Annotated in this window: 13 protein-coding genes; 3 read left to right on the top strand and 10 right to left on the bottom strand. The window is 70.0% G+C overall.

Features of this window, described 5'->3' with window-relative positions; all coding sequences use genetic code 11:
• Nucleotides 1–123: 123 nt before the first annotated feature.
• From ABZ877_RS39275 to ABZ877_RS39310, 8 genes are all read right to left on the bottom strand, one after another.
• Nucleotides 124–462 carry a metal-sulfur cluster assembly factor gene (locus tag ABZ877_RS39275; RefSeq protein WP_361081375.1) on the bottom strand — a complete coding sequence of 113 codons (339 nt, stop codon included), beginning with the start codon at nucleotides 460–462 and terminating at the stop codon, nucleotides 124–126.
• Nucleotides 459–917 (bottom strand): Fe-S cluster assembly sulfur transfer protein SufU, encoded by a 459-nt coding sequence (sufU, locus tag ABZ877_RS39280; protein WP_361081378.1) that lies wholly within the window; start codon nucleotides 915–917, stop codon nucleotides 459–461. The genes ABZ877_RS39275 and sufU overlap by 4 nt, the downstream gene beginning before the upstream one ends.
• 19 nt (nucleotides 918–936) lie before the next feature.
• A complete protein-coding gene (locus ABZ877_RS39285) occupies nucleotides 937–2,205 on the bottom strand; it encodes a cysteine desulfurase (protein WP_361081380.1) in 1,269 nt (422 codons plus the stop codon).
• A complete protein-coding gene (gene sufC / locus ABZ877_RS39290) occupies nucleotides 2,202–2,966 on the bottom strand; it encodes a Fe-S cluster assembly ATPase SufC (protein WP_361081383.1) in 765 nt (254 codons plus the stop codon). The genes ABZ877_RS39285 and sufC overlap by 4 nt, the downstream gene beginning before the upstream one ends.
• A gap of 7 nt (nucleotides 2,967–2,973) precedes the next feature.
• Nucleotides 2,974–3,303 carry a bifunctional 3-phenylpropionate/cinnamic acid dioxygenase ferredoxin subunit gene (locus tag ABZ877_RS39295; RefSeq protein ID WP_361081386.1) on the bottom strand — a complete coding sequence of 110 codons (330 nt, stop codon included), beginning with the start codon at nucleotides 3,301–3,303 and terminating at the stop codon, nucleotides 2,974–2,976.
• Entirely contained in the window at nucleotides 3,303–4,484 is a 1,182-nt protein-coding gene (sufD, locus tag ABZ877_RS39300) for a Fe-S cluster assembly protein SufD (RefSeq protein WP_361081389.1), read from the bottom strand. Before sufD ends, ABZ877_RS39295 begins: the two co-directional genes overlap by 1 nt.
• A 65-nt stretch (nucleotides 4,485–4,549) precedes the next feature.
• Nucleotides 4,550–5,974 (bottom strand): Fe-S cluster assembly protein SufB, encoded by a 1,425-nt coding sequence (gene sufB / locus ABZ877_RS39305; protein ID WP_361081391.1) that lies wholly within the window; start codon nucleotides 5,972–5,974, stop codon nucleotides 4,550–4,552.
• A complete protein-coding gene (locus tag ABZ877_RS39310) occupies nucleotides 5,971–6,759 on the bottom strand; it encodes a metalloregulator ArsR/SmtB family transcription factor (RefSeq protein ID WP_361081394.1) in 789 nt (262 codons plus the stop codon). The genes sufB and ABZ877_RS39310 overlap by 4 nt, the downstream gene beginning before the upstream one ends.
• A 437-nt stretch (nucleotides 6,760–7,196) precedes the next feature.
• Here ABZ877_RS39310 and ABZ877_RS39315 point away from each other — a divergent pair, with 437 nt between their 5' ends.
• The 3 genes from ABZ877_RS39315 (at nucleotide 7,197) to ABZ877_RS39325 (ending at nucleotide 9,977) form a co-directional block, all read left to right on the top strand.
• Nucleotides 7,197–8,120 carry an ABC transporter ATP-binding protein gene (locus ABZ877_RS39315; RefSeq protein ID WP_361081397.1) on the top strand — a complete coding sequence of 308 codons (924 nt, stop codon included), beginning with the start codon at nucleotides 7,197–7,199 and terminating at the stop codon, nucleotides 8,118–8,120.
• Complete coding sequence (locus ABZ877_RS39320; protein WP_361081400.1) at nucleotides 8,117–8,884, top strand: ABC transporter permease; 768 nt, start codon at nucleotides 8,117–8,119, stop codon at nucleotides 8,882–8,884. The genes ABZ877_RS39315 and ABZ877_RS39320 overlap by 4 nt, the downstream gene beginning before the upstream one ends.
• Before the next feature lie 88 nt (nucleotides 8,885–8,972).
• Nucleotides 8,973–9,977 (top strand): COX15/CtaA family protein, encoded by a 1,005-nt coding sequence (locus ABZ877_RS39325; protein WP_361081403.1) that lies wholly within the window; start codon nucleotides 8,973–8,975, stop codon nucleotides 9,975–9,977.
• Between the two features lie 10 nt (nucleotides 9,978–9,987).
• On the opposite strand, the gene ABZ877_RS39330 is transcribed toward ABZ877_RS39325, so the two are convergent.
• Nucleotides 9,988–11,109, bottom strand: a complete 1,122-nt coding sequence (locus ABZ877_RS39330; protein WP_361081406.1) for an amidohydrolase family protein — start codon at nucleotides 11,107–11,109, stop codon at nucleotides 9,988–9,990.
• 104 nt (nucleotides 11,110–11,213) lie between these two features.
• Nucleotides 11,214–11,570: a hypothetical protein gene (locus tag ABZ877_RS39335; protein ID WP_361081409.1), complete on the bottom strand. Its 357-nt coding sequence runs from the start codon at nucleotides 11,568–11,570 to the stop codon at nucleotides 11,214–11,216.
• Nucleotides 11,571–11,667: the final 97 nt, after the last annotated feature.

The following is an 11,667-nucleotide window of genomic DNA, read 5'->3' on the forward strand; positions in this document are numbered from 1 at the left end:
ATCACGCCCATGGCCTGCGAGTTTCCCGAAGATCACCGGTTATGCGCGGCGCTCTCGCCGATCGCGTCCGCGGCTTTTCGTCGGCTGAGCGCGCAGTTCCTCGCGCCCCTGGGCGGCGCTGGATCAGACGTTGAACCCCAGCGCGCGCAGCTGCTCGCGGCCGTCGTCCGTGATCTTGTCCGGGCCCCACGGCGGCATCCAGACCCAGTTGATCCGCAGCTCGTTGACGATGCCGTCGGTGGCGGACTTCGCCTGGTCCTCGATGACGTCGGTCAGCGGGCAGGCCGCGGACGTCAGCGTCATGTCGATCGTCGCGATGTTCGCGTCGTCGATGTGGATGCCGTAGATCAGGCCCAGGTTGACGACGTCGATGCCCAGCTCGGGGTCGACGACGTCGTACAGCGCCTCGCGGACCTCCTCCTCGGAGGCCGGCTTCATCTCCACTGCCGTGCTGTCACTCATGCGGTCTTCGCCTCCTCCGCGAAGGCTTGCGCCGTCGCGTCCTTCCACGCCATCCAGCTAAGGAGAGCGCACTTGACTCGGGCCGGGTACTTGGAGACCCCGGCGAACGCGACCGCGTCCTCCAGGATGTCCTCCATCGCCTCGTCCGGCTCGATCTGGCCCTTGGACTGCATGAGCTCCAGGAACGTCTCCTGGACCCTGCGCGCGTCCGCCAGCTCCTTGCCGACCAGCAGGTCGTTCAGTACGGAGGCCGACGCCTGGCTGATCGAACAGCCCTGCCCCTCGTAGCTCACGTCCTCGATGGTCTCGCCGTCGTACTTCACACGCAGCGTGATCTCGTCGCCGCACGTGGGGTTGACGTGGTGCACCTCGGCGTCGCCGTCCCGCAAGCCCCGACCGTGCGGGTGCTTGTAGTGGTCCAGGATGACTTCCTGGTACATGGAATCCAGCTTCATCAGTCGACCGTCCTGCCCGCTACCCGAAGAAGTTCCGTACGTGCTCCAGGCCGTCGACCAGAGCGTCGATCTCGCCCGGCGTGGAGTACAGATAGAACGACGCTCGCGTGGTCGCAGGAATTCCGTACCGCAGGCAGACCGGCCGCGCGCAGTGGTGGCCGACCCGGACCGCGATGCCCTGCTCGTCGAGGACCTGGCCCACGTCGTGCGGGTGGATGTCGCCGAGCGTGAAGGAGATCGCGGCGCCGCGCTCCTCGGCCGTCGTCGGACCGATGATGCGCAGGTCCGGGACTTCCTGGAGCCGCTTCACGGCGTACTCGGTGAGCGCCTGCTCGTGCCGCAGGACGTTCTCCATGCCGATGGCGCTGAGGTAGTCGATCGCCGCGCCCAGGCCGATGGCCTGCGAGATCGGCGGCGTGCCGGCCTCGAACTTGTGCGGCGCGGGAGCGTACGTGGAGGAGTGCATCGAGACGGTCTCGATCATCTCGCCACCGCCGAGGAACGGCGGCAGGTCCTCCAGGAGCTCCTGGCGTCCCCACAGCACGCCGATGCCGGTCGGGCCGCACATCTTGTGGCCGGTGAAGGCCACGAAGTCGGCCTGGAGCGCCTGCACGTCCAGCGGCATGTGCGGCGCGGCCTGCGAGGCGTCGACGAGGACGAGCGCGCCCACCTCCTGGGCGCGGCGCACGATGGCCTCGACCGGGTTGTGGGTGCCGAGGATGTTCGACACGAGCACGAAGGAGACGATCTTCGTCTTCTCCGTGATGACCTCGTCGATGTTGGACAGGTCGAGACGGCCGTCGTCGGTCAGGCCGAACCACTTCAGCTTCGCGCCCGTGCGCTGCGAGAGCAGCTGCCACGGCACGATGTTGGAGTGGTGCTCCATCTCCGTGATGACGATCTCGGTCTCGTGGTCGACCTTGTACGGCTCGTCCGCCCAGCCCAGCATGTTGGCGACGAGGTTCAGCGACTCCGAGGCGTTCTTCGTGAAGATGACCTCGTCGCGGCTGGGCGCGTTGATGAACGCGGCCACCTTGTCGCGGGCGCCCTCGTAGAGCGCCGTGGCCTCCTCGGCGAGGACGTGCACGCCGCGGTGGACGTTGGCGTTGTGCTGCTCGTAGTACTCGGCCAGCACATCGAGCACCTGGCGCGGCGTCTGCGAGGTCGCCGCGTTGTCCAGGTACACGAGCTTCTTGCCGTCGTGGATCGTGCGATCCAGGATCGGGAAGTCCTTGCGGATCGCCTCGGTGTCGAGGAGGCCGGTGAGCCCCTGGTGGGCCACTGTCACGCGGATACGCCGCCCTTCGTGTACTTCTCGTAGCCCTCGGCCTCGAGGGTGTCGGCCAGCTCGGGACCACCGGACTCGACGATCTTGCCCGCCGAGAAGACGTGCACGAAGTCCGGCTTGATGTAGCGCAGGATGCGCGTGTAGTGCGTGATCAGCAGGGTGCCGACCTCACCGGTCTCACGGACGCGGTTGACGCCGTCCGACACCTGGCGAAGCGCGTCGACGTCGAGGCCGGAGTCGGTCTCGTCGAGGATCGCGATCTTCGGCTTGAGAAGCTCCATCTGGAGGATCTCGTGGCGCTTCTTCTCACCGCCGGAGAAGCCCTCGTTCACATTGCGCTCGGCGAAGGCCGGGTCCATCTGGAGCTGCTCCATCGCGCCCTTGACCTCCTTCACCCAGGTGCGCAGCTTGGGGGCCTCGCCGCGGATGGCGGTGGCGGAGGAGCGCAGGAAGTTGGAGACGGAGACGCCGGGGACCTCGACCGGGTACTGCATGGCGAGGAACATGCCGGCGCGGGCGCGCTCGTCGACGGACATCTCCAGGACGTCCTCACCGTCGAGGGTGACGGTGCCCTGCGTGATCGTGTACTTGGGGTGACCCGCGATGGAGTAGGCGAGGGTCGACTTGCCGGAGCCGTTCGGGCCCATGATGGCGTGCGTCTCGCCCTGCTTCACGGTGAGATCGACGCCCTTGAGGATCTCCTTCGTGGCGTTGTCGGCCTCGACGGTGACGTGCAGGTCTCGGATTTCAAGCGTTGCCATGGGTGCCTCAGGACTCCTGGGAGAGGGAGACGAGCACGTCGTCCCCTTCGATCTTTACGGGGTATACGGGGACGGGGCGCGTCGCGGGAAGGCCGGACGGCTTGCCGGTACGGAGGTCGAAGCTGGAGCCGTGCAGCCAGCACTCGATCTGGCAGTCCTCCACCTCGCCCTCGGAGAGCGACACGTTCGCGTGGGAGCAGATGTCGTTGATCGCGAACACCTCGCCCTCGGTGCGGACGACCGCGACCGGCGTGCCGTCGAGCTCCACCCGCTTGGGGGTGTCGTCCGTCAGCTCGCTCAGTCCGCAGGCGCGCAGGTACACGGGGGAGTCAGCCATCAGACCGACGCCTCCAGCTCGGCGGCGATCTTCTCGATCAGGCGCTCCTCGATGTCCGGGACACCGATCTGCTGGACCAGCTCGGCGAAGAAGCCGCGCACGACGAGGCGGCGCGCCTCGTCGGCGGGGATGCCGCGGGCCATCAGGTAGAAGAGCTGCTCGTCATCGAAGCGGCCGGTCGCGGAGGCGTGGCCGGCGCCGACGATCTCGCCGGTCTCGATCTCCAGGTTCGGCACGGAGTCGACGCGGGCACCGTCGGTCAGAACCAGGTTGCGGTTCATCTCGTACGTGTCCGTGCCCTCGGCTGCGGCCTCGATGAGGACGTCACCGATCCAGACGGCGTGCGCGTCGTCGCCCTGGAGCGCGCCCTTGTAGACGACGTTGGACTTGCAGTGCGGGGTGTTGTGGTCGACCAGGAGGCGGTGCTCCTGGTGCTGGCCCGCGTCGGTGAAGTACAGGCCGAACAGCTCGGCCTCGCCGCCGGTGCCCGCGTACTGCACGCGCGGGTGCAGGCGGACCACGTCACCGCCGAAGGTGACGACGACGGACTTGAACGAGGCGTCGCGGCCGACCAGCGCGTTGTGCTGGGCGACGTGGACGGCCTTGTCGTCCCAGTCCTGCACGGAGACGACGGTCAGCTTCGCGCCGTCACCGAGCAGGTAGTCGACGTTGGCGGCGAGCACCGCGTCACCGGTGTGGTCGAGGATCACGACGGCCTCGGCGAAGGCGCCCAGCTCGATGACCTGGTGGCCGTAGGCGGTGCCGCCCTCGCCGTGCACGCTGATGCGGATCGGCTCGGAGAGCACCGTCTCCTTGGGCACGGAGACCACGGACGCCTGCTCGAACGCCGAGTACGCCTGCGCGGCGACACGGTCGACCGGCTTGCCGGCCTTCCCGATCCGGGCGTCGTCCCGGCCGACGGTCTCGACGGTGACGCCGGCCGGCGCCTCCACGTCGACCTTGACGCCGGTGCCGGTGGCGGCGGCGGTGCCGTCGTGCAGGCCGCGCAGCCGCTCCAGCGGCGTGAACCGCCACTCCTCCTCACGGCCGTGCGGGACCGGGAAGTCCGCCACGTCGAAGGAGGGGGGCGCGCTCATGCGCGTGGCGACGGTCGACTCGGCGGCCACCGCGATGGTTCCGGCGGTCGTGGAACCACCGGGGAGATTCTGAGCCTCAGCCATGGCTGTCGTAGCGCTCGCTTTCTAACGTTAAGTGGCTTGACGGACGGTTCTCGGTGCGGCTGGGGTCAGCCGACCGAGCCCTCCATCTGCAGCTCGATCAGCCGGTTGAGCTCGAGCGCGTACTCCATGGGCAGCTCCTTGGCGATCGGCTCGACGAAGCCGCGCACGATCATCGCCATGGCCTCGAACTCGCTCAGACCGCGGCTCATCAGGTAGAAGAGCTGGTCCTCGGAGACCTTGGAGACCGTCGCCTCGTGACCCATGGAGACGTCGTCCTCGCGGACGTCGACGTACGGGTAGGTGTCGGAGCGGGAGATCGTGTCGACGAGCAGCGCGTCGCACAGCACGTTCGACTTCGAGCCCGGGGCGCCCTCGCCGATCTCGACCAGGCCGCGGTAGGAGGTGCGGCCACCGCCGCGCGCCACGGACTTAGAGACGATGTTGGACGACGTGTTCGGCGCCATGTGGACCATCTTGGAACCGGCGTCCTGGTGCTGGCCCTCGCCCGCGAAGGCGATGGACAGCGTCTCGCCCTTGGCGTGCTCGCCCATCAGGTAGACGGCCGGGTACTTCATCGTCACCTTGGAGCCGATGTTGCCGTCGATCCACTCCATGGTCGCGCCCTCGTACGCCACGGCGCGCTTGGTGACCAGGTTGTAGACGTTGTTCGACCAGTTCTGGATGGTCGTGTAACGGCAGCGGGCGCCCTTCTTGACGATGATCTCGACGACCGCGGAGTGCAGCGAGTCCGACTTGTAGATCGGGGCGGTGCAGCCCTCGACGTAGTGGACGTAGGCGTCCTCGTCGACGATGATCAGCGTCCGCTCGAACTGGCCCATGTTCTCCGTGTTGATACGGAAGTAGGCCTGGAGCGGGATCTCCACGTGCACGCCCTTCGGCACGTAGATGAAGGAGCCGCCCGACCACACGGCCGTGTTCAGCGCGGCGAACTTGTTGTCACCGGCCGGGATGACCGTGCCGAAGTACTCCTTGAAGAGCTCCGGGTGCTCCTTCAGGGCGGTGTCCGTGTCGAGGAAGATGACGCCCTGCTCCTCCAGGTCCTCGCGGATCTGGTGGTAGACGACCTCGGACTCGTACTGGGCCGCGACACCGGCGACGAGGCGCTGCTTCTCCGCCTCCGGGATGCCGAGCTTGTCGTACGTGTTCTTGATGTCCTCGGGCAGGTCCTCCCAGGACTCCGCCTGCTTCTCCGTGGAGCGCACGAAGTACTTGATGTTGTCGAAGTCGATGCCCGACAGGTCCGAGCCCCAGTTCGGCATGGGCTTCTTGCCGAACAGCTTGAGCCCCTTGAGACGGAGCTTCGTCATCCACTCCGGCTCGGACTTCTTCGCGGAGATGTCCTTGACGACGTCCTCGTTGATGCCGCGCTTGGCAGAGGCACCGGCCACGTCGGAGTCCGCCCAGCCGTATTCGTACTTGCCCAGGCCCTCGAGCTCGGGGTGGGCAGTCTCCTCGATGGGGAGAGTCATGCGGGGTTCCTCCCGGCGGTGCGTGCAGTTGCGTTGGTATCGGTCTTCGGGGTGTTCGTGCTGTGCTTCGCAGTGCTCTTCACATCGCTCCGCGGGATGAACGTCGTGCAGACGCCGTCGCCGTGAGCGATGGTGGCGAGCCGCTGCACGTGCGTGCCGAGGAGCTGCGAGAACATCTCCGTCTCGGCTTCACAGAGCTGCGGGAACTGCTCGGCGACATGCGCGACCGGGCAGTGATGCTGGCAGAGCTGCTCGCCCTGTTGCGGGAGGGGCGCGCTGCGGGCCGTAGCAGCGTACCCGTCCGCGCTCAGCGCCTTGGCCAGGGCGGCGGCGCGGTCACCGGCCGGGGCGCCCTCCACCGCCGCGCGGTAGGACTCGGCCTGCGCGGCGAGCCGGGCGCGGGCGAAGGCGACGACTGCCTCGTCCCCGCCGGGCTGCGACTGGATCCAGCGGAGCGCGTCCGCGGCGAGCTTGTCGTAGGACTGGTCGAAGGCGTCGCGGCCGCAGTCGGTCAGCGCGAACACCTTCGCGGGCCGCCCGCGCGTACGCGCGCCGTAGACCCGCTGCTCACGGGCCTCGACTACGGCGTCGGCCGCGAGCGCGTCGAGGTGGCGGCGGACGGCGGCCTGGGTGAGCCCGAGGCGCCCCGCCAGATCGGCGACGGTCGACGGGCCGTGGTCCAGGATGGAGCGCGCGACCCGGTTCCGCGTCGAACGCTCACCGGTCGCGAGCTCTTCCTGAGGGGCCCCCGTGGGTGCCTCCTGAGCCTCGCCGACGTTTTTCACAACGCCATTGTTGCGTAATTCCTCAGACCCTGACAAGCGGAGTCCTTGGCGGACGGCGGTGCGGTACATCACTTAGGCATGCCTAAGTGATGTACGCGGCGTGACCTGCGGAAACGGTCTGCGGTCGATCGTCGCAGGTGGGTGGGGCGGGCGGGGGCGAGGCGCCGTTGGGGGTCGCGGACGGGGACGTCTGCGGGTCGCGTCGTGGCTGGCCGCGCAGTTCCCCGCGCCCCTTACGGGGCGCTTGCCCTGGGGTCGGCCGGCAGGGCGCGCCCCTCAGGGGCGCGGGGAACTGCGCGAGCAACCACGACGCGACCCGCGGACGCTCACGGTCGGCATATCCACGGCGCACCACCCCGCCCGCTCCGGGCCGGACCCTGACGCTCCCTCGCACCCGCGCGCCGGGTACCAGGCCGGCCTCCCTAGACTTGGTCACCATGCGAAGTGACCCCGTCGTCCGGATCTCAGGTCTGGTCAAGCGGTACGGAGACAAGACCGCGGTCGACGGCCTCGATCTGGAGACCGGGCCCGGCATCACGGCCGTTCTCGGGCCGAACGGTGCCGGCAAGACCACCACCGTCGAGACCTGCGAGGGGTACCGCAGGCCGGACTCCGGCACCGTTCGGGTGCTCGGGCTCGACCCCGCCAAGCAGGCCACCGAGCTGCGGCCCCGGATCGGCGTGATGTTGCAGTCCGGTGGCGTCTACTCCGGCGCCCGCGCCGACGAGATGCTGCGCCACATCGCCAAGCTGCACGCCCACCCGCTCGACGTGGACGCCCTCATCGAGCGGCTCGGGCTCGGCTCCTGCGGCCGTACGACGTACCGGCGGCTCTCCGGCGGGCAGCAGCAGCGGCTCGCGCTCGCCATGGCCGTCGTCGGCCGGCCCGAGCTGGTGTTCCTGGACGAGCCGACCGCCGGGCTCGACCCGCAGGCCCGGCGCGCCACCTGGGACCTGGTCCGGGACCTGCGGTCCGACGGGGTCTCCGTCATCCTGACCACGCACCACATGGACGAGGCCGAGCAGCTCTCGGACGACGTGGCGATCGTCGACGCGGGCAAGGTCATCGCCCAGGGCTCCCCCGAGCAACTGTGCCGCGGCGGCGCCGAGAACACCCTGCGCTTCTCCGGCCGCCCCGGGCTGGACGTGGCCTCGCTGCTCAAGGCGCTGCCGCCAGACTCCGCCGCCGCCGAGCTGACCCCGGGCTCGTACCGCGTGACCGGCGAGGTCGACCCGCAGCTTCTGGCGACGGTCACTTCCTGGTGCGCCCAGCACGGCGTGATGCCGGAGAAGATCTCCGTGGAGCGGCACACCCTCGAAGACGTCTTCCTCGAACTGACCGGCAAGGAGCTGCGCGGATGAGCGCCGGCACGTACGCCCCGAAGCCCGGCGCCGCCCCGCTGGGCCGCATGATCGCCGCGCAGGCCGTCCTGGAGACGAAGATGCTGCTCCGCAACGGCGAGCAGCTTCTGCTGACCGTCGTCATCCCGACGCTGCTCCTCGTGCTGTTCTCGTCGGTCGACATCGTGGACACCGGCTCCGGCGAGGCCGTCGACTTCCTGACGCCCGGCGTCCTCGCGCTCGCCGTGATGTCGACCGCCTTCACCGGTCAGGCCATCGCGACGGGCTTCGAGCGCCGCTACGGGGTGCTCAAGCGGCTCGGGGCCTCCCCTCTCCCCCGCTGGGCGCTGATGACGGCCAAGACGCTCTCCGTGCTCGTCACGGAGGTGCTTCAGGTCGTCCTGCTGACCGTCATCGCCTTCGCGCTCGGCTGGTCGCCGCACGGCAACCCGTTCGCCGTGCTGCTGCTCCTGATTCTCGGCACCGCCGCCTTCTCCGGGCTCGGCCTGCTCATGGCGGGCACGCTCAAGGCGGAGGCCACGCTGGCCGCCGCCAACCTGGTCTTCCTGCTCCTGCTCGTCGGCGGCGGCGTCATCGTGCCGCTCGACAAGTTCCCGGACGCCGCCCAGTCGGTGCTCGGCCTGCTGCCCATCTCGGCGCTCTCGGACGGCCTGCGCGACGTCCTGCGCGACGGTACGGCGATGCCCTGGGGCGACCTGGGCATCCTCGCGGTGTGGGCGGTCGTGGGGCTCGGCGCGGCGGGCAGGTTCTTCCACTGGGAGTGAGCGCCCCGCGCCTTGAAAGTCGTAACCCGCGTCACAGATGGCCCGGATACGTCCCCCTCGTGAAGCCGTGCACAAGCGGCCCCCTACGATGGTGCGCGTGCCCAACGTGACCCGCGCCGACGCCGCCCAGGCGATCCGCAACCCGCTTCGCTTCATCGCAGAGCGCTGGACCCCCACGCAGCGGACGGTTCAGCGAGCGGCCATGTCCGCCGTCGTGATGACGGTCGTCATCGTCGTGACCGGCGGCGCCGTGCGCCTGACCGGGTCGGGCCTCGGCTGCCCGACCTGGCCGAAGTGCACCGACGAGTCGCTGACCACGACGAGCGAGATGGGCTTCCACGGAGTCATCGAGTTCGGCAACCGCATGCTCACGTACGTGCTGTGCGCGGCGGTCGGCTGGGCGATCATCGCCGCCCGCTCGCAGAAGCCGTGGCGCCGCCCGCTGACCCGGCTGGGCTGGACCCAGTTCTGGGTCGTCATGGGCAACGCGGTGCTCGGCGGCATCGTCGTCCTGGTGGGCCTCAACCCGTACACGGTCGCGGCCCACTTCATCCTGACGACGGCGCTCCTGACCGTCGCCGTGCTGATGTGGCAGCGCACCCGCGAGGGCGACGGCGCGCCGCGTCCGCTGGTCGGCGCCGCGATCAAGCAGCTCGTGTGGGTCCTGGTCGTGGTGACGGGGCTGCTCGTCGCGGTCGGCACGGTCGTGACCGGCGCGGGCCCGCACGCGGGTGACTCCAGCGACGTGCACCGGATGCCGCTCGACTGGGAGACGGTCGCGAAGGGGCACGCGGTCCTGGCCTGGATCGTGGTGACGCTGACGTTCGCCCTCTGGTTCGTCCTGAAGGCCGTCGACGCCCCGAAGGGCCCGCTGCACCGCACCCGCGACCTGTTCCTGATCCTGCTCGCGCAGGGCGTCATCGGCTACGTCCAGTACTTCACGGACCTGCCGGAGATCCTCGTCGGCCTGCACATGCTGGGCTCGGCCCTTGTGTGGATCGGTGTCCTGCGTGTCCTGCTGTCGCTGCGGGAGCGCCCGCGGCTCACGGCCGGTGTCCCGGCCCAGGCGGACCCGGAGCTGTCGGCCGTCTGACCCGGGCCGCTCAGACGGCTGCCGGGTCGCCGAGCCCGTAGACCCGCTGCGCCGTCCCCGCCGCGATCATCGACGCCACGCGCTCCGCGTCCGCGAGCGACCAGGCGCCCTCGGCGACCCAGGTGCCGAGGACACGGCCGAGCGCGTCGCGGAACAGGCGGGCGCCGACCACGTGCAGTTCGGGGATGCCGTGGGCGCCGCTGGAGAACAGCAGCTTGCCGAACGGGGCCAGTTCCAGGATCTCCGCGAGGACCGCCGCCGCCCGCGCACCCGTACGGGCGAGCGCCGGGCCCAGATCGGCGTAGACGTGCGGCAGGATGCCCGCCAGGTGCGCGGCGTGGCGGTGGTACGGGTAGCCGTGCAGCAGGATCAGATCGGTGCCGAGGCCCGCCGTGGCGCGGGCGAAGTCCGTGAGCAGGACCGGGTCGGTGCGGTCGATGCGCAGGCCCGGTTCGCCGAGCCCGGCGTGCAGTTGCAGGGGCCGCCCCGACGCGACCGCGATCCACAGCAGGTGGCGCAGGAGGACCGGGTCCGTGAGCGGCCCGCCGACCGTGCGCGCCGCGAGCCAGCGCCCCGCCGCTCCCCGTACCTCGCCGGGCCCCGGCGGCTGCGGCGCGAGGGCGAGGCCGTGCCGTACGCCCGCCACCGAGGTGAAGGCGACCGCGTGCGCGGCGGCGCCGTGCACCGACTCGGCGAGGTTGGCGAGGAAGGACTCGACGGTCCCTGAGGTGTCCGCGACCTGTTCGGCGAGGAGTTCGAGCCGGACGATCTCGTGGGCGTCGGCCGCCGCGGTCCGGCCCAGTTCGGCGGGGTCGGTGAGGTCGCCGGGCAGCCCGGTGTCCACCAGGTAGGTGGTGATGCCGCTGCCGCGCAGAAGGCGCCGGCCCGCCTCGAACACGCCGAGTTCGCGGCGTCTGGCCAGGTATCTGGCGGGCGCGCAGTGCGGTTCGAGGCCGAGCAGGGGCGGGCACCAGCGGCGTACGGCGAAGCCGGTCTGGGTGTCGAAGAAGGTGGTGCCGGGGGCGGGCGGGCCCTCGCCGCGCCCGAGGTGGGCCTCGAACGTGCCGAGGCCCAGTTCCGTGCGGAGCACTCCGTGACAGTACTGGTCCACCAGGGACGGCGTTTCGATCATCCGGGGCTCCCGTCGGTGGACCGTGCTCCTACGGTCCTAACGGGTGAACGGGCGCCTGGTGTTGCTGAACCTCGGCTCGCACACCTGCGCCCATCCGATGACCGTCAACCGCGGCGCACCGGGGTTCCGCCGCCGATCTGGATGCCCGCCATGCGCTTCCACTCGTACGGCCCGGTCTCGACCTTGGCGGCGAAGTCGCCGTCGAAGTCCTCGTGGACGGTGATGCCGGCCTTCTCGACCGCCTTCTGCGCGATCTCGTACGTACGGGCCATCAGGTCGCCCCAGCCGCCGTCCTCGCCGACGAGGACGATGCGGGTGCCGCGCTCGCCCACGTACGCCAACTGGCCCTCGGCGCCGCCGTGCGCCTTGGCGAACGCGCCGATGTCCTTCGCGAGCCTGGCGACCCGGCGCTCGTCCTTCGCGGCCCGACGGGGCTGTTCCACCGCTTCAGTCTCTGCCATGGAAAGGATGCTACCGACGAGTAGCGAAAGTGGCGATGGGTGGGGTGGGGGGGGGGGGGGGCCGCCCCCACCCCCCCAGGAGGGCGGGGGGGCGGGC

It is taken from the genome of Streptomyces sp. NPDC046939, from assembly GCF_040644575.1.
GTDB lineage: Bacteria > Actinomycetota > Actinomycetes > Streptomycetales > Streptomycetaceae > Streptomyces.

Excerpts from the sequence above, each read along its gene's own strand:
- ABZ877_RS39275 (WP_361081375.1), bottom strand. The coding sequence starts at position 462 with ATGAGTGACAGCACGGCAGTGGAGATGAAGCCGGCCTCCGAGGAGGAG.
- sufU (WP_361081378.1), bottom strand. The coding sequence starts at position 917 with ATGAAGCTGGATTCCATGTACCAGGAAGTCATCCTGGACCACTACAAG.
- sufC (WP_361081383.1), bottom strand. The coding sequence starts at position 2,966 with ATGGCAACGCTTGAAATCCGAGACCTGCACGTCACCGTCGAGGCCGAC.
- ABZ877_RS39295 (WP_361081386.1), bottom strand. The coding sequence starts at position 3,303 with ATGGCTGACTCCCCCGTGTACCTGCGCGCCTGCGGACTGAGCGAGCTG.
- sufD (WP_361081389.1), bottom strand. The coding sequence starts at position 4,484 with ATGGCTGAGGCTCAGAATCTCCCCGGTGGTTCCACGACCGCCGGAACC.
- sufB (WP_361081391.1), bottom strand. The coding sequence starts at position 5,974 with ATGACTCTCCCCATCGAGGAGACTGCCCACCCCGAGCTCGAGGGCCTG.
- ABZ877_RS39315 (WP_361081397.1), top strand. The coding sequence starts at position 7,197 with ATGCGAAGTGACCCCGTCGTCCGGATCTCAGGTCTGGTCAAGCGGTAC.
- ABZ877_RS39320 (WP_361081400.1), top strand. The coding sequence starts at position 8,117 with ATGAGCGCCGGCACGTACGCCCCGAAGCCCGGCGCCGCCCCGCTGGGC.
- ABZ877_RS39325 (WP_361081403.1), top strand. The coding sequence starts at position 8,973 with ATGGTGCGCGTGCCCAACGTGACCCGCGCCGACGCCGCCCAGGCGATC.
- ABZ877_RS39330 (WP_361081406.1), bottom strand. The coding sequence starts at position 11,109 with ATGATCGAAACGCCGTCCCTGGTGGACCAGTACTGTCACGGAGTGCTC.
- ABZ877_RS39335 (WP_361081409.1), bottom strand. The coding sequence starts at position 11,570 with ATGGCAGAGACTGAAGCGGTGGAACAGCCCCGTCGGGCCGCGAAGGAC.